General features: G+C 62.1%; 24 protein-coding genes. 13 read left to right on the top strand and 11 right to left on the bottom strand.

Annotation, left to right across the window (positions count from 1 at the left end; genetic code table 11):
• Positions 1 to 102 precede the first annotated feature (102 nt).
• The 5 genes from WBK23_RS16475 to WBK23_RS16455 form a co-directional block, all read right to left on the bottom strand.
• On the bottom strand, positions 103 to 1,014 hold the full coding sequence (locus WBK23_RS16475) for an SDR family oxidoreductase (protein ID WP_424485005.1): 912 nt from the start codon (positions 1,012 to 1,014) through the stop codon (positions 103 to 105).
• 107 nt (positions 1,015 to 1,121) lie between these two features.
• Positions 1,122 to 1,652 carry a DUF1569 domain-containing protein gene (locus WBK23_RS16470; protein WP_424485004.1) on the bottom strand — a complete coding sequence of 177 codons (531 nt, stop codon included), beginning with the start codon at positions 1,650 to 1,652 and terminating at the stop codon, positions 1,122 to 1,124.
• Positions 1,653 to 1,795: 143 nt separating this feature from the next.
• Positions 1,796 to 2,686 carry an alpha/beta fold hydrolase gene (locus tag WBK23_RS16465; protein ID WP_424485003.1) on the bottom strand — a complete coding sequence of 297 codons (891 nt, stop codon included), beginning with the start codon at positions 2,684 to 2,686 and terminating at the stop codon, positions 1,796 to 1,798.
• Positions 2,683 to 3,465 carry a class II aldolase/adducin family protein gene (locus tag WBK23_RS16460; RefSeq protein WP_424485002.1) on the bottom strand — a complete coding sequence of 261 codons (783 nt, stop codon included), beginning with the start codon at positions 3,463 to 3,465 and terminating at the stop codon, positions 2,683 to 2,685. The genes WBK23_RS16465 and WBK23_RS16460 overlap by 4 nt, the downstream gene beginning before the upstream one ends.
• Before the next feature lie 122 nt (positions 3,466 to 3,587).
• Positions 3,588 to 4,040 (bottom strand): flavodoxin, encoded by a 453-nt coding sequence (locus WBK23_RS16455; protein WP_424485001.1) that lies wholly within the window; start codon positions 4,038 to 4,040, stop codon positions 3,588 to 3,590.
• 121 nt (positions 4,041 to 4,161) lie between these two features.
• On the opposite strand from WBK23_RS16455, the gene WBK23_RS16450 reads away from it, so the two are divergent.
• Positions 4,162 to 4,623: a PAS domain-containing protein gene (locus tag WBK23_RS16450; protein ID WP_424485000.1), complete on the top strand. Its 462-nt coding sequence runs from the start codon at positions 4,162 to 4,164 to the stop codon at positions 4,621 to 4,623.
• A 52-nt stretch (positions 4,624 to 4,675) separates the two neighbouring features.
• A complete protein-coding gene (locus tag WBK23_RS16445; protein WP_424484999.1) occupies positions 4,676 to 4,903 on the top strand; it encodes a hypothetical protein in 228 nt (75 codons plus the stop codon).
• 69 nt (positions 4,904 to 4,972) lie between these two features.
• Here the strand turns inward: WBK23_RS16445 and WBK23_RS16440 are convergent, their stop codons facing one another.
• Entirely contained in the window at positions 4,973 to 5,926 is a 954-nt protein-coding gene (locus WBK23_RS16440) for a MerR family transcriptional regulator (RefSeq protein ID WP_424484998.1), read from the bottom strand.
• A 208-nt stretch (positions 5,927 to 6,134) separates the two neighbouring features.
• On the opposite strand from WBK23_RS16440, the gene folM reads away from it, so the two are divergent.
• The 7 genes from folM to WBK23_RS16405 all read left to right on the top strand — a co-directional run bounded on the left by folM (position 6,135) and on the right by WBK23_RS16405 (position 9,908).
• A complete protein-coding gene (gene folM, locus WBK23_RS16435) occupies positions 6,135 to 6,839 on the top strand; it encodes a dihydromonapterin reductase (RefSeq protein WP_424485038.1) in 705 nt (234 codons plus the stop codon).
• 23 nt (positions 6,840 to 6,862) lie between these two features.
• Positions 6,863 to 7,423, top strand: a complete 561-nt coding sequence (gene folE, locus WBK23_RS16430; RefSeq protein WP_424484997.1) for a GTP cyclohydrolase I FolE — start codon at positions 6,863 to 6,865, stop codon at positions 7,421 to 7,423.
• Positions 7,423 to 7,794, top strand: a complete 372-nt coding sequence (gene folX / locus WBK23_RS16425; RefSeq protein WP_424484996.1) for a dihydroneopterin triphosphate 2'-epimerase — start codon at positions 7,423 to 7,425, stop codon at positions 7,792 to 7,794. The genes folE and folX overlap by 1 nt, the downstream gene beginning before the upstream one ends.
• A gap of 16 nt (positions 7,795 to 7,810) precedes the next feature.
• Positions 7,811 to 8,080 carry a shikimate kinase gene (locus WBK23_RS16420; protein WP_424484995.1) on the top strand — a complete coding sequence of 90 codons (270 nt, stop codon included), beginning with the start codon at positions 7,811 to 7,813 and terminating at the stop codon, positions 8,078 to 8,080.
• A 404-nt stretch (positions 8,081 to 8,484) separates the two neighbouring features.
• A complete protein-coding gene (locus WBK23_RS16415) occupies positions 8,485 to 8,778 on the top strand; it encodes a DUF1244 domain-containing protein (protein WP_424484994.1) in 294 nt (97 codons plus the stop codon).
• A complete protein-coding gene (locus tag WBK23_RS16410; RefSeq protein WP_424484993.1) occupies positions 8,775 to 9,119 on the top strand; it encodes a HopJ type III effector protein in 345 nt (114 codons plus the stop codon). Before WBK23_RS16415 ends, WBK23_RS16410 begins: the two co-directional genes overlap by 4 nt.
• A 201-nt stretch (positions 9,120 to 9,320) precedes the next feature.
• Positions 9,321 to 9,908 (top strand): putative glycolipid-binding domain-containing protein, encoded by a 588-nt coding sequence (locus tag WBK23_RS16405; RefSeq protein ID WP_424484992.1) that lies wholly within the window; start codon positions 9,321 to 9,323, stop codon positions 9,906 to 9,908.
• A 187-nt stretch (positions 9,909 to 10,095) separates the two neighbouring features.
• Here the strand turns inward: WBK23_RS16405 and trxB are convergent, their stop codons facing one another.
• Positions 10,096 to 11,043: a thioredoxin-disulfide reductase gene (trxB, locus tag WBK23_RS16400; RefSeq protein WP_424484991.1), complete on the bottom strand. Its 948-nt coding sequence runs from the start codon at positions 11,041 to 11,043 to the stop codon at positions 10,096 to 10,098.
• 265 nt (positions 11,044 to 11,308) lie between these two features.
• Here trxB and cysZ point away from each other — a divergent pair, with 265 nt between their 5' ends.
• Together cysZ and WBK23_RS16390 are read left to right on the top strand one after the other, a co-directional pair.
• Positions 11,309 to 12,064 carry a sulfate transporter CysZ gene (gene cysZ / locus WBK23_RS16395; RefSeq protein ID WP_424484990.1) on the top strand — a complete coding sequence of 252 codons (756 nt, stop codon included), beginning with the start codon at positions 11,309 to 11,311 and terminating at the stop codon, positions 12,062 to 12,064.
• A 39-nt stretch (positions 12,065 to 12,103) separates the two neighbouring features.
• The gene (locus WBK23_RS16390; RefSeq protein WP_424484989.1) at positions 12,104 to 13,282 is read left to right on the top strand and encodes a glycosyltransferase family 4 protein; all 1,179 of its coding nucleotides are present in this window, start codon (positions 12,104 to 12,106) and stop codon (positions 13,280 to 13,282) included.
• Here WBK23_RS16390 and sfsA read toward each other — a convergent pair.
• Both sfsA and WBK23_RS16380 read right to left on the bottom strand, forming a co-directional pair.
• Complete coding sequence (gene sfsA, locus WBK23_RS16385) at positions 13,257 to 13,964, bottom strand: DNA/RNA nuclease SfsA (RefSeq protein WP_424484988.1); 708 nt, start codon at positions 13,962 to 13,964, stop codon at positions 13,257 to 13,259. The two genes, WBK23_RS16390 and sfsA, sit on opposite strands and share 26 nt — an antisense overlap.
• Positions 13,954 to 15,135, bottom strand: a complete 1,182-nt coding sequence (locus WBK23_RS16380) for a pyridoxal phosphate-dependent aminotransferase (RefSeq protein WP_424484987.1) — start codon at positions 15,133 to 15,135, stop codon at positions 13,954 to 13,956. Before WBK23_RS16380 ends, sfsA begins: the two co-directional genes overlap by 11 nt.
• Before the next feature lie 196 nt (positions 15,136 to 15,331).
• Here WBK23_RS16380 and dksA point away from each other — a divergent pair, with 196 nt between their 5' ends.
• Both dksA and gluQRS read left to right on the top strand, forming a co-directional pair.
• The gene (dksA, locus tag WBK23_RS16375; RefSeq protein WP_090251641.1) at positions 15,332 to 15,775 is read left to right on the top strand and encodes an RNA polymerase-binding protein DksA; all 444 of its coding nucleotides are present in this window, start codon (positions 15,332 to 15,334) and stop codon (positions 15,773 to 15,775) included.
• 60 nt (positions 15,776 to 15,835) lie between these two features.
• On the top strand, positions 15,836 to 16,723 hold the full coding sequence (gene gluQRS, locus WBK23_RS16370) for a tRNA glutamyl-Q(34) synthetase GluQRS (RefSeq protein ID WP_424484986.1): 888 nt from the start codon (positions 15,836 to 15,838) through the stop codon (positions 16,721 to 16,723).
• Positions 16,724 to 16,876: 153 nt separating this feature from the next.
• Here the strand turns inward: gluQRS and WBK23_RS16365 are convergent, their stop codons facing one another.
• Together WBK23_RS16365 and pgm are read right to left on the bottom strand one after the other, a co-directional pair.
• Entirely contained in the window at positions 16,877 to 17,239 is a 363-nt protein-coding gene (locus WBK23_RS16365; protein WP_424484985.1) for a winged helix-turn-helix domain-containing protein, read from the bottom strand.
• A gap of 20 nt (positions 17,240 to 17,259) precedes the next feature.
• Positions 17,260 to 18,912 (bottom strand): phosphoglucomutase (alpha-D-glucose-1,6-bisphosphate-dependent), encoded by a 1,653-nt coding sequence (gene pgm / locus WBK23_RS16360; protein ID WP_424484984.1) that lies wholly within the window; start codon positions 18,910 to 18,912, stop codon positions 17,260 to 17,262.
• Between the last annotated feature and the right edge of the window lie 128 nt (positions 18,913 to 19,040).

Below are 19,040 nucleotides of genomic sequence, written 5' to 3'. Positions count from 1 at the left end.
TCCCTAAAAAGCTGAAGGCCGGCATTTAGCCGGCCTTCACCTTAAAACCTTTATGACGGAGAAATCAGCCTGCTGACCGATCTCCCCGCCAGAGTGGCGCAATCAGAGGGCGAACTTCTGCAGGTTGGCCATCATCTCTTTCATCGCTTCGATATTGTCCTTCGGATGGGCCGCGCCCTCGAAGTCGCAGATCTGCGCAAAGTTGGCCGCCACATCTTCCGGGCTGTAGCCGACCCGCGGATCGAAGCCGGCACCCAGGCTACGTTCCCAACGCACTTTGCCCATCCAACCGCCGCCCACTTCGAACAGCCCGGAGGTTTCTTCGCAGGCGCTGCTCGCCAGGTACACCACCAGCGGGCTGACCAACTCAGGCTTGAGCTGCTCGAACACCTGCGGCGGGATCAAGCCTTCGGTCATGCGCGTGCCGCCGGTAGGGGCAATGGCGTTGACCAGGATGTTGTTCTTGCGTCCTTCGATGGCCAGGGTGCGAGTCAGGCCATACAGGCCGAGTTTGGCCATGCCGTAGTTGGACTGGCCGAAGTTGCCGTAGATACCCGAGGTGGACGCGGTGAAGATGATGCGGCCATAACCCTGCTCGCGCATATGCGGCCAGGCGGCGCGGGTGACCTTGTAAGCGCCCTCGACGTGCACCTTGTAAACCAGGTCCCAGTCGGCGTCTTCCATCTTGTGGAAGGTCTTGTCGCGCAGGATGCCGGCGTTGTTTACCACCACATCAATGCGGCCGAAGGTGTCCAGGGCGCACTGCACAATCTTCTCGCCGTCGGTCACCGAGTCATGATTGGCCACTGCGGTGCCGCCCGCGGCACGGATTTCTTCAACCACTTTGTCCGCTGCCGACGCATTGGCGCCTTCACCGTGGGTGCTGCCGCCCAGATCGTTGACCACCACCTTGGCACCGTGTTTGGCGAACAGCAGCGCATGGGCGCGGCCCAGACCGCCGCCGGCCCCGGTGACGATTACAACCTGATCTTGAAAACGGATGGCGTCGCTCATGCAGCATTCCTCGGCAGATTAACAATGCCCTGAGTGTCCAGCAGACGTGCTCTGGTCACAATAGACACGAGCAGCGCTGAATGGTGCGCAATAAAGCAGCGGGATAGTCAGGCAGGTCTAATCAGGCTCAAGTGATTGTAGAGATGCAGCACATGGGCCTGAGCGTAATCGCCATGGCTAAGCACGCCATAGGCAAAATGCGGCTGCAAGTCACCCTGATAGGCGGCGAAATCGGCAAAGGCCTGCTGTAAACGGCTGAGCGCCAGCGCCTGGCTGGCCGGTTCACTGAGCGCCGCAGCGCCGGGAATGGCCTCCTGCAGCGGATGACGCATGGCCCCGCGCGCGGCAAATACGCTGAACGCCAGCGGGCCGACGCTGCTGCGAAACCAGCCGGGTTTGAGTTCGGGATAACCGCTGATGGAATACTCGATGCTCTGCGCGCAGTGGTTGAACACCTCGGCCGGGCTCCAGCCCTTGAGGCTCGCCAGCGGTTTATCGACCAGCCCAGCCAACACCTGCTGCGCGCCTTGCAGGCTCACCGCAGCCGGTGCCACACCACTGGGCAATGCCCAGAACCCCGCGCCCAACACCGCTACACCGCCGAGAGCGGCTCCTTTCAGGACAGTACGTCGTTGCATCTAGTGGCCTCCAGCAGGCAGTTGAAAAACGTAGGCGAGGCCGGCAAGACAAGGCAAAAACGGCCGAGGAAGCGGAGTTTACGAGCTGTAAATGAGCATTCCGAGGCCGTTTTTAACGCCGTATTGCCAACGCAGGTAGTTTTTCAACCGCCTGCTAGCCGTTCACGGAATTGCAGGTAATGCGCCAGCACCTCTGCGGGTGCCTCGGTTTGCGGATAGTGGCCGATCTGCTCCAGCAGCACGGTGTCGGCGTTGGCAATCAGCTCGCGATAACGCGCCACCATATGCGCCCCGGAAATCGGATCGCGCGCGCCGTCGATCACCCGCAGCGGCACGGCAGTGCTCTGCATCGCCGCCACCCAACGATCGCGGTTGACGCGGCGGTCGAGGATATAGCGGATCAGTCGATGCATCACCGCGGGGCCATTATTGGCGGCAATCAGGCTCCAGAAATCATCCAGCTCGCGGGCGCTTGGCTGAGTGTGCGGGCCGAATACCTGGGCAAAGCTGGCTGCCAGCTTTTTGCGGCTAAATAGCCGGCCAATCAGCGAGCCAATGGGGCTAAGCAACAGCTTCTGCACCAGCACCGGATGATGGGTTTCCGGAAACAGACCACCATTGAGAAACACGCAGCTGGCCAGTTGGATGCGCCCCTCGTGGTGTCGCGCCAACAGTTCCTGGGCCACACTGTCGCCGTAGTCATGGGCCAGCACATGCAGCGGCCCCTGAATCGCCAAATGCTCGAGCAAGGCCTGTTGCAAATCGGCTTGCTCCAGCAGGCTGTAGGCATGCCCGCGCGGCTTGGCCGAATAGCCAAAACCGAGCATGTCGCAGGCGATTACCCGATATTTCTGCGCCAGCGGCTGCCACAGGTAATGCCAGTCCCAGCTGGCGGTGGGAAAGCCATGGATCAGCAGCAACGGCTCGGCAGCGGGGTCGCCCGCCGTCCAGTAGCGCACGGCATGGCCGTTGAAGTTGAAGCTTTGGCCCAGGCCACGCCAGGCCTCCAGGGCGATACCTGGCAGCGCGGTCACGCGTCGTAACCTGGCATTTGCTGATCCAGCTTGCGCAACAGCGACGGCCAGGCCAGTTGGCCGCCCATGCCCTGCGGACTTTTCATCACGCCGGCGATCATCGCGCGGGCCCCGTCGAGAATCTGCGGCGGAATATGGATCAGCTCGGTGCCGCCGCTCTGCGCCATGACCTGCACTTCGCAGGCGCGCTGCAAGGTGAACATCATCAGGAAGGTGTCGGCGATGCTGCCACCGGCGGTGAGCAGGCCGTGGTTGGGCAGGATCATAAAGTTCTTCTCGCCCAGGTCCGCCTGCAGACGCGCCTTCTCGTCATGGTTCAGCGCCACGCCTTCATAGCCGTGGTAAGCCAGGCTGGCGAGAACGAACAGCGACTGCTGCGACAGCGGCAACAAACCCTGTTTCTGCGCCGATACGGCGATGCCGGCCGGGGTGTGGATGTGCAGCACACAGGCCACATCATGGCGCACCTCGTGCACGGCGCTATGAATGGTGTAGCCGGCCGGGTTGATGTCGTACGGGCTGTCCATCAGCTTCTTGCCGGAAATATCGATCTTTACCAGGCTAGAGGCGGTGATCTCGTGAAACATCAGGCCGAAGGGGTTGATCAGGAACTCTTCGCTGCCGGGAATCTTCGCCGAGATATGGGTGAAGATCAGGTCATCCCAGCCGTGCAGCGCGATCAACCGATAACACGCCGCCAGGTCGACGCGGGCCTGCCATTCGGCGGCGGACACCTGGGTTTTGACATTAAAGGAAGGCAGTGCGTGGGCAACGGTCATGACGGATTCCTCGGCTTTCTTATTGAAGTGCCAAGGAGTCTAGCGAGGGATGCGGCAAAGGTGAGTCGCTCTGGCGGCCAGCTTGGTGGCCTTGCAGGTCACCAAGCTGTTTGGGGAAGCCTTCAGCCTTGCAGCGCGGCGATAAACTCGGCCAGCCAGGGCTCGGCGTCGCTTTCCGGGGTCACGCTTTCGCTACTGTCCAGGCGCAGCATGGGTTGTATCTCGCGAATGCCCAGCTCGGCATACAGCTCGCGTACCAGCTCGCCGCCGCCACAGAAGGTGTCGCCATAGCTGGAATCGCCCAGGGCGATCACCCCGCCTGGCAGGCCGCTCCAGGCCGGCAGGTGGTCACGAATGGCAAAATACAGGGGCTGCAGGTTATCCGGCAGTTCGCCCATGCCGGTGGTCGAAGTCACCGCCAGAAACGCCTGGGGCGCAAACGCCTGCACATCGGCCAAACTGGCGCGGGGGTTGTGCCAGGCTTCGAAGCCGGCATTGTTGAGCACGCGCTCGGCGTGACGGGCAACTTCCTCGGCGGTGCCGTACACCGAGCCGGAAAGGATGGCGATTTTCATACACAACTCCGCAACAGTCAGAACCAAGTCAGTAACGGCGGGCATTATGCCGCAAGTGAACCGCCCGCCTGGATGTTTTAGACTGCAGCGACATCGCGAACATAGACCGGGAAATCGCCTCATGATCAACGCCAAACTGCTGCAACTGGTGATCAACGCCTCCAACGACGGCATTGTGGTGGCCGAACAGGAAGGCGACGACAACATCCTGATCTATGCCAACCCCGCCTTTGAGAAACTCACCGGCTATACCAGCGAAGACATCCTCTATCAGGACTGCCGCTTCCTCCAGGGCGACGACCGCGATCAGCCCGGCCTGGCGATCATCCGCGAAGCGGTGAAAAGCCAGCGCCCCTGCCGACAGATCATCCGCAACTACCGCAAGGATGGCAGCCCGTTCTGGAACGAACTGTCGATCACCCCAGTGCACAATGAAGCCGACCAGCTGACCTACTTCATCGGCATCCAGAAGAACGTCACCGAGCAGGTAGAAGCACAGGAACGGGTCATCCAGCTGGAGGCCGAACTGGCCACCCTCAAGGCCGAACTGGCACGACTGCAGGCGACGAGCGGTAGTAACTAATCCAAACAGGTAGGGTCACAACAGCACCAAGAGCTTTAAACAGACCGTTCCCATGCAAGAACAGGCCCTCCTGACCCAAGCAGAACTGGCGTTTATTCGCCAACTCTACCAACCCGGCGCAGCGGCAGAACAACGCAGCCCGCCCCGCCTGGCCGTGAGTATTGGCAAGCCACTGAGCATCCATGCGCAGGTCGCAAATCAGCATCTGACTTTCGACCTGCGCGAGAACCTGGAGCAGTGCAACCAGCCGTACCGGCAACGCGCTGCGCCGCACGGCTGATCGAGCGGCATAGGCACGCCTCGCCCGCTCAGTCGTAAAGAAAGCGCATCAGGTGTTGCGCGGGAGTAATCAGGTGTCGAGGTGGCCCGCCAGGAACTGCTGCAAGCGGCGCTGCATCATGCGTCCTTCATTGCCCAGGCAGGCAATTGGCGAGCCGCTGAGGCTCTCTTGTGCCAGGTCGGCACCGTCACCAGCCATCAGCAGCGGGCAATCCAGCGCCAAGGCCAGACGCGCCAGCAAGCGCGGCAAATCATCACTGGGCGGCTGGTTGGAAAACAGCACCAGCGCTTGCGGCTGCATCTTCTCGCACACCAAGGTCAACTCTGCCAGCGGCTGCCCCAGCCCCAGCACGCTGACCGCCATCTCCGAGCTGCTCAGCAGCAAGCCGGCGACCAGCAACTCCAGCTCGCGGCAATGCCCTGGCAAGGCGGCAAGCAGCACCCGCGCGTCGGCCTGGCCGCGCAGCACCTGTAGGCGCTGCAGGGTGCGGGCCCGCAGGAAGGTATCGAGGAACAGCCATTCGCTGGTCTGGCCGTAATCATCCTGACGCAGCAGCAGCTCCTGCCACAGCGGCATCAGGATGTCCTGAAACGCCACAGGCAGTGGATAGCTGGAGAATATCTGGCCGTACAGGCGATCCAGTTTCACCTCGTCAAACGCACCGATGGCACGGCGCAACTGGGCCTGCCATTCGCCCCATTCGCTGCCGCCAACCTCGCCATACAGCGGCGCACTGGCAGTTTTGATCGAGCCGCTTTTGGCCAGAATCTTGCCGACCTTGCTCACCGCCACACCGCGCTCGATCCACGCCAGGATGCTACGTACCGCCTCGATATCGGCCTGCGAATACAGACGATGACCACTGTCGGTACGCGTCGGCTGAATCAGCCCATAGCGCCGTTCCCAGGCCCGCAAGGTCACCGGGTTGACGCCGGTCAGACGCGACACCTCGCGAATGGGGAACAACTCCTCCTGCCTGAGGGCACTCGAAACCAGGGACGAAGCAGCGGCAAGATCAGGCATGGCGGCAGGTATCACGGCGAAGATTGCCCGCAGTGTAACCCAGCTGCTGGCCGTATTCGTGCACCTGCAGCGAAGGCCTACGCTACCCACGCGGTTGTACAGTGCGTACTGCTGGTATAACGTCGTGCAGACCCCAATCCACGTCGTGCCGTGCTGGCCTGCCCCTCCCAGCGCAGCGTCCTTTTCTCTCGGCAGAGCCCGCATGAACATCAGCGCCGCCCCCATTCTGATTACCGGAGCCAGCCAGCGCATCGGCCTGCATTGCGCCGAGCGCCTGCTGGATGACGGTCACGCGCTGATCGTCACCTACCGCAGCGAGCGGGAGGGCATTGCCGCGCTCAGGCAGCGCGGCGCGCTGGCACTGCCGGCGGACTTTTCCAGCGAAGCCGGCATTCTGGCGTTTATTGAACAGCTGAAAAGCCACACCGACTGCCTGCGCGCGATCGTGCACAACGCCTCCGACTGGCTGGACGAAACGCCGGGCGAGGAAGCCGCAGCCTTCCAACAGCTGTTCAGCGTCCACATGCTTGCGCCCTACCTGATCAACCTGCACTGCGAGGCGCTGCTGCGTCGCTCAACGCCCGCCGACATCATCCATATCAGCGATGACGTAACCCGCAAAGGCAGCGCCAAGCGGCCGGCCTACTGCGCCAGCAAGGCTGGGCTGGAGAGCCTGACGCTGTCGCTGGCTGCGCGCTTTGCGCCGCAGATCAAGGTCAACGGCATTGCCCCAGCGCTGATCATGTTCAACCCGGACGACGACGCCGACTACCGCACTAACACCCTGAATAAATCGGCACTGGGCATCGAACCCGGGCCACAGGTGATCTACCAAAGCTTGCGCTACCTGCTCGACAACCCCTACGTCACCGGCACCACTTTGACTGTCAACGGCGGCCGCCAGCTCAAATGAGCCTGGCCGCGAGGACCCCTGCGATGAACCCAGAATTGCCCGACCACTACCGCGAAATTCTTCTCGGCGTCGGTGAGAACCCTGAACGCGAAGGCCTGCTCGACACGCCAGAACGCGCGGCCAAGGCCATGCAGTACCTGTGTAACGGCTACCAGCAGAGCCTGGAAGAAGTGGTCAACGGTGCATTGTTCGAGTCGGATAACGACGAGATGGTGATCGTGCGTGAGATTGAGCTGTACTCGCTGTGCGAGCACCACATGCTGCCGTTTATCGGCAAGGCCCACGTGGCCTATATCCCGACCGGCAAGGTGCTCGGCCTGTCGAAAGTGGCGCGGATCGTCGACATGTTCGCCCGTCGCCTGCAGATCCAGGAGAGCCTGACCAAGCAGATCGCCGATGCCATCCAGCAGGTCACCAACGCCGCCGGCGTGGCCGTGGTGATCGAAGCCAAGCACATGTGCATGATGATGCGCGGGGTGGAGAAACAGAACTCGGTGATGACCTCCTCGGTGATGCTCGGCGCCTTCCGCGAATCGTGCAACACTCGCCACGAATTCCTGCAACTGATTGGACGGAACAAGTAATGCCGCGACTGGAACCTGGGATGGCGCGCATCCGCGTCAAGGACCTGCGCCTGCGCACCTATATCGGAATCAAGGAAGAGGAGATCAACAACAAGCAGGACGTGCTGATCAACCTGACCATCCTTTACCCGGCAGTAGAAGCGGTGCGCGATAACGATATCGACCACGCCCTCAACTACCGCACCATTACTAAGGCGGTGATCCGCCATGTCGAGGAGAATCGCTTCGCCCTCCTCGAACGCCTGACCCAGGAAATTCTCGACCTGGTCATGGCCAACCCCGCCGTACGCTACGCCGAAGTGGAAGTCGACAAGCTGCACGCCCTGCGCTTTGCCGAATCGGTGTCGATCACCCTCGCCGGCCACCGCTAAGAACCTGTTAGCCGTTATGACAACTACTACTGCGCATATCCTTGGCCCAGGTGGGGCAGGAAAGTCGACGGTTGGCGCGTTGCTGTCGACGAATTTTGGCATTCCGGTGGTTGATCTAGACATTTACTTCATCGAGAACGTCGGGGACATCTCTCACTTCATTAGAACTCATGGCTATGTTGCGTATGCGCGCAAAAATGTTCTGAATTACCGGGCAATTATTGAAAAAAACTCTCGACCCAACGGTCGTTGTGCTTTCGTCCGGTTTCATGACCTACCCTTCTGATCTCGATGCTGGTTACTCAGAACTTGTGACGGCAATTTCACGTCACCCCCTAAGCGCACTACTCCTACCATCCTTTGAAACTGAGGAATGTGTTGCGCTCATCGTGAACCGGCAACTGCAACGTTCGTACTTGGACTGCAATCGAGAGAGAGAAGAAGCTCGAATACGCTACCGCCTTCCAATGTTCATGGGCTTTCAATGTAAACGTTTCCTCAGCAGCGCTAGCCCTGCCGAGCTAGCAATCGAGATTGGGGCGTTCCTGAAGGCTAACCGACGGTGCAAATCGTTCGATTCGCTCACTAGGGCCGCGCCAGATCAGGCCTGCGTCCGGGGAAATAATTGACAGCACGCCCCATGCTCTTATCATCGCCGCCACCGCCCCACCCGCCTCTGAGAACATCGCTATGACCGAGCAAGAACGCCTCGAACTCGAAGCCGCCGCCTTTCGCAGCCTGGTCCATCACCTGCGTTCGCGCCCCGATGTGCAGAACATCGACATGATGAACCTCGCCGGTTTCTGCCGTAACTGCCTGTCCAAATGGTTCAAGGCGGCAGCCGACGATATTGGCGTCGCCATCACCCCGGATGAGGCGCGTGAAGAGGTCTACGGCATGCCGTATGCCGAGTGGAAAGCCAAATACCAGAAGGAAGCCAGCGCCGAGCAGCAGGCCGCCTTCAGCAAAGGAAAAAACGCATGAACAGCCTCAACGATTTCCGCGCACACCTGCGCAGCGAGCACTTCACCTTCGCCGAAACCCTGACTTTTATTAGCGAACACTACCAATACCAACCCAGCGCCTTCAGCAATGGCAACGTGGCGAACGCTGCCGGGCAGAACGAAGGCTCATGCAAGACCCTCGGCCTGGCCCTGCTCGAAGGCCTGAGCCTGGAAGAAACCCTGCTGTGCTTTGGCGAACACTACCGCAGCGTGCTGGCCACCCCGGACGGCAACGACCACGGCAATATCCGCGCCCTGATCAGCACCGGCCTGGCCGGCGTACGCTTCGACCAGCCTTCGCTGCAACGCAAGGCGCTGTAAGCCAGGTCCCAGGCGGGTCGCACGCACCAAAACAGCGCGCAGAAAGTTGCGCAACTGTCGGCAAAAGCTGACAGACATCACAGTCCAACCGCCTTATGCTGCGCGCCATCAGTCGAACGAGAACGCCAGGGAAGGTGTTTCGTCCAGCACCTTGGCCGCCCTTCCCCGTACTCGCCCCCTACCTGGCTTGGAGTCGCTTGCATGCAGCAGACCTTGGTATGGAAACCATGGCACAACCCCGGCGTGGAAAACCTGCGCCTGAGCACCGATGAGCACGGCATCAACGCCACCAGCCACCTGATGCAGAACCTGCGCGGCAACAGCATCGCCGCCACCTACGTGCTCAACTGTGACCCGCGCTGGCGCTTTCGCCGCCTGTGGCTAAAGGTCGACAATCACGGCCAGCGCAGCCTCAACCTCAAGCGCGACATTCGTGGCAACTGGTTCCACAACGGCGAGCCGCGCCCGGACCTCAGCGAATGCCAGCAGGTGATGCTCTCCGACTCACCCTTCACCCACACCCCGGCCCTGCAGCGCTGCGCCCTGGAAACCGGGCAAAGCGAGCAGATGCAGGTCGCCTATGTTGACCTACTAACGCTCAAGGTCGAGGCGCGCAGCCAGCGCTACCAACGCCTGCGCGAAGAAGGTGACAAAACCCTGTACCGCAGCGAGGCGCAGGGCAAAAAGAGCAGCGAACTGACCGTCGATGAACACGCCCTACTGGTCAAGGCCAGTGACCAGTTCCTGCGGATGAGCTCGCGGGACTTGAAGCTCAACACTTGGGTCTGAGAAGCCACCGCTGATGTGGGAGGGGCTTTAGCCGCGATACGACCACTAAAAGCTCGCCGCTAAAGCGCCTCCTACGAAGCCCGTATCGCCTCTTATAAGATGCTTTTCTCGGACAAATAAAAATGCCGCCGACCTGATTCAGGTCGACGGCATTGCGGTTCACATCAAGGTCTTTGCATTCTCAGACCTACTGACCGTCGAGATAACGCTCCACATCCAGCGCCGCCATGCAGCCGGCACCGGCTGAGGTGATCGCCTGGCGGTAGACATGATCGGCCACATCGCCAGCGGCAAACACACCGGGAATGCTGGTAGCGGTGGCATTGCCTTCGCGGCCACCGTTAACCACCAGATAGCCGTCCTTGAGCGCCAGCTGCCCCTCGAACAACGAGGTGTTCGGCGTATGGCCGATGGCGACGAACAGGCCGTCAACGCTCAACTCATCGAAGCTGCCATCGTTGTTCTTCACCCGCACGCCGGTTACGCCCATATTGTTGCCGAGCACTTCGTCCACTTCGGCGTTGAGCTTGAGCACGATCTTGCCTTCGGCGACCCGCGCCTGCAGCTTGTCCTGCAGGATCTTCTCGGCGCGGAAGGTTTCACGGCGGTGTACCAGGGTCACCTTGCTGGCGATATTGGCCAGGTACAGCGCCTCCTCCACCGCGGTGTTGCCACCACCGACCACCGCCACTTCGCGGTTGCGGTAGAAGAACCCATCGCAGGTGGCGCAAGCGGAAACGCCCTTGCCCATAAAGCGTTCTTCGCTGGGCAAGCCCAGGTAACGGGCACTGGCTCCGGTGGCGATGATCAACGCATCGCAGCTGTAGGTGCCGCTGTCGCCGACCAGGGTGAACGGTTTGCCGGCCAGGTCCACGGCATTGATATGGTCATAGACGATCTCGGTCTCGAAGCGCTCGGCGTGCTCCTGCATACGCTGCATCAGTGCAGGCCCGGTCAGGCCGTGTACATCGCCCGGCCAGTTATCCACCTCGGTGGTGGTGGTCAGCTGGCCGCCGGCCTGCATGCCGGTAATCAGCAACGGCTTCAGATTGGCCCGGGCGGCGTACACCGCAGCGCTATAGCCGGCAGGGCCGGAGCCCAGAATAATCACGCGGGCATGACGATTGGCAGACATCAGCAACTCCTCCCGGCAGCGCCGGCAGCAATAAAAAGGGACTTCCGCGAGTACCTAGGGGAAGGCAGTAAGGTCGGAAGCCCCGCAAAGGGATGCCGCGCAGCCTATGCCCACCTGCAGCACGGCGGAAATATGCTTTGCCAATGCCCTGTATAGGCAAGCCCTATGAAGGCCCCCTGCAATCGTTAGCAGCTATTGCCGGCGCTTTCCCCTGCCACACAAAGCCGGTAAGGTCGGCGCGACTTTCATCTCGCGGAGACTTGCCATGTCTGCCCCCGTACTGACCGGCCCGCAATACCTCAGCGAAGGCCTGAAACTGGTCCTGAGCCCCGGTTTGCGGCTATTCGTGCTGCTGCCGCTGAGCATCAACCTGATCCTGTTTAGCGCCCTGATCGGCGTGGCCATGCAGCAGTTCGGTGGCTGGGTCGACACCTTTATGCCCAGCCTGCCGAGCTGGCTGAGTTTTCTCGAATACGTGCTGTGGCCGCTGTTTGTGGTGCTGGTGCTGCTGATGGTGTTTTTCACCTTCACCCTGCTGGCCAATATCATCGCCGCGCCGTTTAACGGCTTTCTCGCGGAGAAAGTCGAAGTGGTGGTGCGCGGCCAGGACGACTTTCCACCGTTCAGCTGGGCCGAGCTGATGGCCATGGTGCCGCGCACCCTGAGCCGCGAGCTGCGCAAACTGGGCTACTTTCTGCCACGCGCCATCGCCCTGCTGATCCTGACCTTTATCCCGGTGCTCAACCTGATCGCCGCGCCGCTGTGGCTGCTGTTCGGCGTTTGGATGATGGCGATTCAGTACATCGATTACCCAGCGGACAACAACAAGATGAGCTGGCAGGACATGCTCGCCTGGCTGCGTGAGAAGCGCTGGCAGAGCCTGGGTTTTGGCGGCATCACCTACGCCGCCTTGCTGGTGCCGGGGCTGAATATCCTGATGATGCCGGCGGCGGTGGCTGGGGCGACGGTGTTCTGGGTGCGCGAACGCGGGGATGCGCCGGTCACAAATCCGCAACGCTAACGTCACACCGGCTACATGGCGGCAGCCGACACTGCCGTCATGAGCCTACCTTCCCTCGCGATTACGCTGATCACCGAAACCTTCCCGCCCGAAATCAATGGCGTAGCCAACACCCTTGGCCGCCTCAGCGAAGGCCTGCGCGCGCGCGGTCATCGCCTGCAGCTGGTACGCCCCCGGCAGAGCAGTGACCAGGGCCGTAAGAGCGATGAACACCTGCTGTTGACCCGTGGCTGGCCGCTGCCGGGCTATCCTGGCTTGCAGTGGGGCCAGTCGTCCCTGCACAAGCTGCTGCGCAGCTGGCAACGCCAGCGTCCGGATGTGCTGTATATCGCCACCGAGGGGCCGCTGGGGCTCTCGGCATTGCGCGCCGCGCGGCGCTTGCAGATTCCGGTGGTCAGCGGCTTTCACACCAACTTCCAGCAGTACACCGGGCATTACGGCTTCGGCCTGCTGACCCGCGCGCTGACCAACTACCTGCGCTGGTTCCATAACCGCTCACAGTTGACCCTGGTGCCCAGCGTCAGTCAGCAGATCGAACTGCAACGCCGTGGCTTCGAGCGCCTGGAGTTGCTGGCACGCGGCGTCGACAGCCAGTTGTTTCACCCGGCCAAGCGCTGCGCCGCATTGCGTGAGCGCTGGGGGCTGGCCGAGGGCGACCTGGCAGTGCTGCACGTCGGCCGTCTGGCCGCAGAGAAGAACCTGGCCCTGCTGGTGAAAAGCGTTCACGCCCTGCAACAGACGCACCCGCAACAGCGCCTGAAACTGATCCTGGTCGGCGATGGGCCGCAGCGCGCCAGCCTGCAGCAGCAATTGCCCGACGCGATCTTCTGCGGCTTGCAACGCGGCGAAGAATTGGCCGCGCACTACGCCTCGGGCGACCTGTTCCTGTTTCCCAGCCTGTCGGAAACCTTCGGCAACGTGGTGCTCGAAGCCCTGGCCTCCGGCCTCGGCGTGGTGGCCTTCGATCAGGCGGCCGCCGGGCAGCATATCCGCCACGGGCATAACGGCGCGCTGGCGGTAGCCGAAGATCAGCAGGGCTTTATCGACGCCGCCAGTTGGTTGCTGGCGGATAAAGAGAGCCTGCGCCGAGTCCGCCTAAATGCCCGGCAACATGCCTCACGGCAAGGCTGGGCGGCGATTGTCGAACTGTTCGAGCTGCATCTGCGCAGCGCCATGCAACCGCAGACAATGCTTAAAGCAGCACATCCAGACGTTTGACCAGGCGCACAGCCTGCGCGCTGATGGCTGCGCCGTAAGCCAGCACTTCAACACCGGCGCTAACCGCCTCACGCAGTGCGGCGGCATAGGCCGGGTCGATTTCCTCGGCCGGACGTACCGCATCGATGTCGGTCAGGTTGACGCAATACAGCTGCACCGCGCGAATCCCTTCACGGGCCAACGCAGCCAGTTCGCGCAGGTGCTTGCTGCCGCGCTCGGTGCGCGCATCGGGAAAGGCGGCAACGCGACTGTCGGCAAAGCCCAGGGTGACGCTCTTAACTTCGACAAACGCCGGACCTGCCGGGTAGTCCAGGCGAAAATCGATACGGCTGCGCTCCTGACCGTAAGGCACTTCGCGCTTGAGGCCGGCAAAGCCGTTCAGCTCGGTGATCAGTCCAGCGCGCAACGCCTCCTCCACCAGAGCATTGGCGCGCCCGGTGTTGATCACCGCCAGGCGGCCGTGGGGCGTCTCGCCGATCTCCCAGGTGCCGGGCAGCTTGCGTTTGGGGTCATTGCTGCGGCTAAACCAGACCCGTGCGCCCTCGCTCATGCAATTAAGCATCGAGCCAGTATTGGCGCAGTGGATAGTCAGCAGCTCGCCGCTGGCGGTTTCGATATCGGCGAGAAAGCGCTTGTAACGGCGCAGCAGGCGGCCTTCTTCCAGCGGCGGCTCAAACTGCATGGGGCTTCCAGCTGTTCAGCCCACGTTTGATCCGATCCACCGCCTGTTGCAGGCGCGGCAGGTCCTGGGTGTAGGCAAAACGCACGTGCTGCGCGGCCAGATGGCGACCAAAATCCAAGCCAGGGGTAAAGGCTACGTGCTCGGTTTCCAGAAAGTGCTGGCAGAAGGCAAAGGCATCGCCGCCAAAGGCGCTGATATCGGCATATAAATAGAAAGCACCCTCCGGCTCCACGGCGATCTTGAAGCCCAGTTCACGCAGCGCCGGCAGCAGGAAGTCGCGGCGGCGCTGAAACTCGTGACGGCGCTGCTCAAGGATTTCCAGGGTCTGCGGCTGAAAACACGCCAGCGCAGCATGCTGAGCCATGCTCGGCGCGCTGATGTAGAGGTTCTGCGCCAGTTTCTCCAGTTCCGCCACGGCGGCTGGCGGTGCCACCAGCCAGCCCAGGCGCCAGCCGGTCATACCGAAGTATTTGGAGAAGCTGTTGAGCACGAAGGCCTCATCGTCCACTTCCAGCACGCTGGCGGCCTCAACGCCGTAGGTTAGGCCGTGATAGATCTCATCGACTACCAGGTGCCCACCACGAGCCTTGAGCGCCGTAGACAGGCCCGCCAGCTCGTCACGCGAGAGCAAGGTGCCGGTCGGGTTGGCCGGCGACGCCACCAGCGCGCCGACGCTGTCCTGGTCCCAATGCCGCGCCACCAAATCAGGCGTCAGCTGATAACGCACCTCAGGTCCCACCGGCACCAGCTGCGCCGCGCCTTCGACCAGGCGCAGAAAGTGGCGGTTGCAGGGGTAGCCCGGGTCGGCTAGCAGCCAGTGCTTGCCAGGGTCGACCAGCAGGCTGGTGGCCAGCAGCAAGGCCCCGGAGCCACCCGGGGTAATCAGGATGCGTTCGGGGTCTATGCTTAATTGATAGCGTTGCGCGTAGAAACCGGCAATCGCCTCGCGCAGCGCCGGCAAACCGCGCGCCGCGGTGTAACGGGTGTGGCCATCGGCCAAGGCCGCTTGCCCGGCCGCGACGATGGGCGCGGCGGTGGTGAAGTCCGGCTCACCGATTTCCAGGTGAATCACATCGTGCCCAGCCGCCTGCAGCTGATTGGCCCGAGCCAGCAGCGCCATCACGTGAAAAGGTTCTATGGCGCGGCTGCGCGCACTGTAGGACTGAGCCATGGAGCTGCCTTAATCTGGATTAAGCCGCGGATTCTAAAGCATACCCGGCGCGGCTTCGACAACCGGGAGTGGCGCGGGCTGAGTTGTTCTGGTAAGTTCGCCCGCTTGCAGCCGCAGGGCCAGTTCTACTCGACGTAGGATCGGCAAGGGACACCGTCCTGCGCAGTGGATTAGAAAGAGTGAGAGGCGGTCATCCATGCCCACCAAAGCAAAAGCAAAAAGCAGCCAACTGACTCGTGGTTTCGAGCCCTATAAAGAAACTAAGGGCGAGGAATACATGGGTGAGCCGATGCGCGCCCACTTCACCGGCATCCTCAACAAGTGGAAGCTGGAATTGATGCAGGAAGTTGATCGTACTGTGCACCATATGCAGGACGAAGCAGCCAACTTCCCCGATCCAGCGGATCGCGCCAGCCAGGAAGAAGAATTCAGCCTGGAACTGCGTGCCCGTGATCGCGAGCGCAAGCTGATCAAGAAGATCGACGAAACTCTGCAACTAATCGAAGACAACGACTACGGCTGGTGCGATTCCTGCGGCGTAGAAATCGGCATCCGCCGACTGGAAGCCCGCCCCACCGCCACGTTGTGCATCGATTGCAAGACGCTGGCGGAAATCAAGGAAAAACAGATCGGTTCCTGATCTGACCCAGAGGGTGCTTCGGCACCCTCTGTTGTTTCTGTCTCCCTGTGTGCGCCACACATGAACACACCCGCCTATATCGGCCGCTTCGCTCCCACCCCTAGCGGTTATCTGCACTTCGGCTCATTGGTTGCTGCGCTTGCGTCCTACCTCGACGCGCGCGCGGTAAATGGCCGCTGGCTGCTGCGTATGGAAGACCTCGACCCGCCGCGGGAAGTCGCCGGCGCTCAAGACGGTATTCTCAGCACCCTGGAAAGCTACGGTTTCGAGTGGGATGGCGAGCTGGTACGCCAGAGCAGTCGGCATGACGAATACGCCGCGCTGGTCGAGCGCCTGCTCAGCCAGGGCCTGGCCTACGCCTGCATCTGCTCGCGCAAGCAACTGGAAGGCACTCAGGGCATCTACCCCGGCACCTGCCGCAACGCCGGCCACAGCTTTGCCGATGCGGCGATTCGCCTGCGCGTGCCGGAGTTGAGCTACGCGTTTATCGACCGGGTGCAGGGTGACTACCGCCAGCACCTGGGTCGCGAGGTCGGCGATTTCGTCATCCAGCGCCGCGATGGCCTGTATGCCTATCAGTTGGCGGTGGTGCTCGACGATGCCTGGCAGGGCGTGACCGATGTGGTGCGCGGTGCCGACCTGCTCGACTCCACCCCGCGCCAGCTATACCTGCAGGAGCTGCTCGGCTTCGCGCAACCGCGCTACCTGCATGTGCCGCTGATCATCCAGCCGGATGGCCATAAGCTGGGCAAATCCTACCGCTCGCCACCGCTGCCGGCCGACCAGGCCACTCCGCTGCTGATCCGCGCCCTGCGCGCGCTGGGTCAGGAGCTACCGGAAGGTGCCAGCTACGGCCAGCCCGCTGAACTGCTGCGCTGGGCCAGCCAGCACTGGGACGCCACACGCATTCCGCGCAGCCGTACCCTGGCGGAAGCGCAGCTGCGCTGAGAGCCGTTTACGATCTGCTGCGCGTCGGCCCTGCTGCGTTAAAAACAGGCTCGGACTGCTCATTTACAGCTCGTAAACTCCGCTTCCTCGCCTGTTTTTGCCTTGCATGGCTCTAGCTCGCGAGATCGTAAAAAGGCTCTAAGTAACTCGGTATCAAGAAACGCTGGGAGAAGTCTCGGCCAATAACTCGGCCAACTCATCACAACCAACCTGCACCGCCGCCAGCGCCTGAGCGCACAACGTACGATAGCGCTGCAGAATCAGCTCGCCCGTAGCAGTCAGCTGCGTACCGCCGCCGTGCTTGCCGCCGGCCAGGGCGCTGACCAGCGGCTGGCGGAAACTGCGGTTCATGGTTTCCACCAGCAGCCAGGCGCGCCGGTACGACATGCCCAGGGCCCGGGCCGCAGCACTGATCGAACCATGCTGGGCAATCGCGTCGAGCAGATCGGCCTTGCCAGGGCCGAGCGCAATGTCACTGCCGTTATGCAGGCGGATTTTCAGATCGAGGCGGTACATAGGTAGACCCACCTAGCGGGTTACGGAGTGATCAAGGCCGCATCAACGATCTGCTGCGCCTCGCTGAAGATACGCTGCAGATGGGCCTTATCGCGGAAGCTCTCGGCGTAGATCTTGTAGATGTCCTCGGTGCCCGACGGCCGTGCGGCAAACCAGCCGCCCTCACTGATTACCTTGATGCCGCCAATCGCCGCGCCATTGCCAGGGGCCTTGTCGAGCACCTGGGTGATGGCGTCACCGGCCAGCTCGCGACTGCTGATCTGCGCGGGCGAGAGTTTGCCCAGGACTTTCTTCTGCGCCGGGGTCGCCGGTGCATCGACGCGGTCGGCGTAGATCGCGCCAAACTCGTCGCTCAGGCCCTGGTACAGCTCACCTGGGTCACGCCCGCTGACGGCCGTCATTTCCGCGGCCAGCAGCGCCAGGGCGATGCCGTCCTTGTCGGTGGTCCAGACCCGGCCGTCACGACGCAGGAAGGTCGCCCCGGCACTTTCTTCGCCGCCAAAACCCAGGCTGCCGTCGAACAGACCACCGGCAAACCATTTGAAGCCCACCGGCACTTCCTGCAACGGGCGGCCCAGGCGCGCAGCGATGCGGTCGATCATGGCGCTGCTGACCAGCGTCTTGCCCACCGCCGCCGTCGGGCTCCACTGCGAACGATGCTGGAACAGGTAATCGATGGCCACACTGAGGAAGTGGTTGGCCGGCAGCAGGCCGACGCTCGGCGCAACGATGCCATGACGGTCATAGTCGGTGTCGCAGGCGAAGGCGATGTCGTAGCCGTTTTTCAGGCCGATCAGGCGCTGCATGGCATGGCTGGAGGATGGGTCCATACGGATCTGCCCGTCCCAGTCCAGGCTCATAAAGGCGAACTGCGGGTCGATGGTCTGGCTCACCACATCCAGGTTGAGCCCGTACTGCTCGGCGATGCGCGCCCAGTAGTGCACCCCGGCGCCGCCCAGCGGATCGACGCCCAGGCGCAGGCCGGCCGCACGGATCGGGGCGAAATCGATGACATTGCCCAGGTCACTCACATAACTGCCGAGGTAATCGTATGGCTGCACATTGGCCGCCTGCCGCGCCTGCGCCAGGGGCATGCGCTTGACCTCACGCAAACCGCCTTCGAGCAGCGCATTGGCGCGGTTCTGCACCCAGGTGGTGATATCGCTGTCGGCCGGGCCGCCATTGCTTGGGTTGTACTTGAAGCCGCCGCTGTCCGGCGGGTTGTGCGACGGGGTGATGACGATGCCATCGGCCAGGCCGCTGCTGCGGCCCTGGTTGTGCACCAGGATGGCCTGGCTGATCGCCGGGGTCGGGGTGAACTCACCGCCGGCGGAGATCATGGTCTGCACGCCATTAGCCGCCAGCACTTCCAGGGCGCTGTCCAGCGCCGGCTGCGACAACGCATGGGTATCCGCACCGATAAACAGCGGGCCGCTGATGCCCTGGCTGCTGCGGTAATCGCAGATGGCCTGGCTGATCGCCAGCACATGCGCCTGGTTGAAGCTGTGGGCCAGGGAGCTACCGCGGTGCCCGGAGGTGCCAAAAGCCACGCGCTGACTGGCCACGCTGAGGTCAGGCTGCAGCTCGTAATAGGCCGCCAGCAACGCGGTTATATCGGTCAACAACGAAACAGGAGCCGGCTGACCGGCCAAGGGATGGATACGCGCGCTCACAGAAACTCCGAGGAGGATAGAACCCAGCAAAAGTGCGCAAGCTTAACAGGCCATCGTGCCTAAACGCAGCGCCTCCAGACGGGATTAGGCTATCCTTGCGACCCATTTCTTATGCCGCAGGATGACCG

It is taken from the genome of Pseudomonas sp. (assembly GCF_049653025.1).
GTDB lineage: Bacteria > Pseudomonadota > Gammaproteobacteria > Pseudomonadales > Pseudomonadaceae > Aquipseudomonas.
This window is presented reverse-complemented; position numbering and strand designations above follow the sequence as displayed.

Coding starts and splice junctions, on each gene's coding strand:
- WBK23_RS16475 (WP_424485005.1), bottom strand. CDS start 1,014: ATGAGCGACGCCATCCGTTTTCAAGATCAGGTTGTAATCGTCACCGGG.
- WBK23_RS16470 (WP_424485004.1), bottom strand. CDS start 1,652: ATGCAACGACGTACTGTCCTGAAAGGAGCCGCTCTCGGCGGTGTAGCG.
- WBK23_RS16460 (WP_424485002.1), bottom strand. CDS start 3,465: ATGACCGTTGCCCACGCACTGCCTTCCTTTAATGTCAAAACCCAGGTG.
- WBK23_RS16455 (WP_424485001.1), bottom strand. CDS start 4,040: ATGAAAATCGCCATCCTTTCCGGCTCGGTGTACGGCACCGCCGAGGAA.
- WBK23_RS16450 (WP_424485000.1), top strand. CDS start 4,162: ATGATCAACGCCAAACTGCTGCAACTGGTGATCAACGCCTCCAACGAC.
- WBK23_RS16445 (WP_424484999.1), top strand. CDS start 4,676: ATGCAAGAACAGGCCCTCCTGACCCAAGCAGAACTGGCGTTTATTCGC.
- WBK23_RS16440 (WP_424484998.1), bottom strand. CDS start 5,926: ATGCCTGATCTTGCCGCTGCTTCGTCCCTGGTTTCGAGTGCCCTCAGG.
- folE (WP_424484997.1), top strand. CDS start 6,863: ATGAACCCAGAATTGCCCGACCACTACCGCGAAATTCTTCTCGGCGTC.
- folX (WP_424484996.1), top strand. CDS start 7,423: ATGCCGCGACTGGAACCTGGGATGGCGCGCATCCGCGTCAAGGACCTG.
- WBK23_RS16420 (WP_424484995.1), top strand. CDS start 7,811: ATGACAACTACTACTGCGCATATCCTTGGCCCAGGTGGGGCAGGAAAG.
- WBK23_RS16415 (WP_424484994.1), top strand. CDS start 8,485: ATGACCGAGCAAGAACGCCTCGAACTCGAAGCCGCCGCCTTTCGCAGC.
- WBK23_RS16410 (WP_424484993.1), top strand. CDS start 8,775: ATGAACAGCCTCAACGATTTCCGCGCACACCTGCGCAGCGAGCACTTC.
- WBK23_RS16405 (WP_424484992.1), top strand. CDS start 9,321: ATGCAGCAGACCTTGGTATGGAAACCATGGCACAACCCCGGCGTGGAA.
- trxB (WP_424484991.1), bottom strand. CDS start 11,043: ATGTCTGCCAATCGTCATGCCCGCGTGATTATTCTGGGCTCCGGCCCT.
- cysZ (WP_424484990.1), top strand. CDS start 11,309: ATGTCTGCCCCCGTACTGACCGGCCCGCAATACCTCAGCGAAGGCCTG.
- WBK23_RS16390 (WP_424484989.1), top strand. CDS start 12,104: ATGAGCCTACCTTCCCTCGCGATTACGCTGATCACCGAAACCTTCCCG.
- sfsA (WP_424484988.1), bottom strand. CDS start 13,964: ATGCAGTTTGAGCCGCCGCTGGAAGAAGGCCGCCTGCTGCGCCGTTAC.
- WBK23_RS16380 (WP_424484987.1), bottom strand. CDS start 15,135: ATGGCTCAGTCCTACAGTGCGCGCAGCCGCGCCATAGAACCTTTTCAC.
- dksA (WP_090251641.1), top strand. CDS start 15,332: ATGCCCACCAAAGCAAAAGCAAAAAGCAGCCAACTGACTCGTGGTTTC.
- gluQRS (WP_424484986.1), top strand. CDS start 15,836: ATGAACACACCCGCCTATATCGGCCGCTTCGCTCCCACCCCTAGCGGT.
- WBK23_RS16365 (WP_424484985.1), bottom strand. CDS start 17,239: ATGTACCGCCTCGATCTGAAAATCCGCCTGCATAACGGCAGTGACATT.